This window comes from Gordonia asplenii, from assembly GCF_012933505.1.
Taxonomy (GTDB): domain Bacteria; phylum Actinomycetota; class Actinomycetes; order Mycobacteriales; family Mycobacteriaceae; genus Gordonia; species Gordonia asplenii.
In genome coordinates, this window is the sequence record NZ_JABBNB010000111.1 from 1 (window position 1) to 379 (window position 379).

1 protein-coding gene is annotated in these 379 nt (G+C 66.0%); it reads right to left on the bottom strand.

Translation table 11 applies throughout. From position 1 onward, the window contains the following. On the bottom strand, positions 1-379 hold a 379-nt coding region (locus tag HH308_RS29405; protein ID WP_170197836.1), incomplete at both ends, for a DUF222 domain-containing protein.

Here is a 379-nt window from a genome sequence, read left to right on the forward strand (position 1 = left end):
CGGGATCTTGCGCATCGTCTTGACGATCACATCTACATGCGTCCGCGAGATCTGGCCGCGGCGTAACGCTTGCGCGGTATCCGGCAGCAGCGGGCCGACCAATTCACCGGACGGAGTCAGGCCCGGCGCGAGTTTGTCGGCGTGCTCGCGGCGACGTTTGAGCTCCCCGCGGCCGACGTTCAACGACTGCTCATAAAACGCCCACACCGACCCCGCCGACTCGATCATCGGTGTCGGGCCGCGGCGCAGATTGTCCGCATACCTCAGCACCGTCAAGGCTTCGACCCGCCGCGACAACTCCTCATGCAGCCGGGTCACCTCCACCAGCTCGGCATCCGAACACAACTCCGTCGACGCATCCGCCAGGGCGGTGACCGAG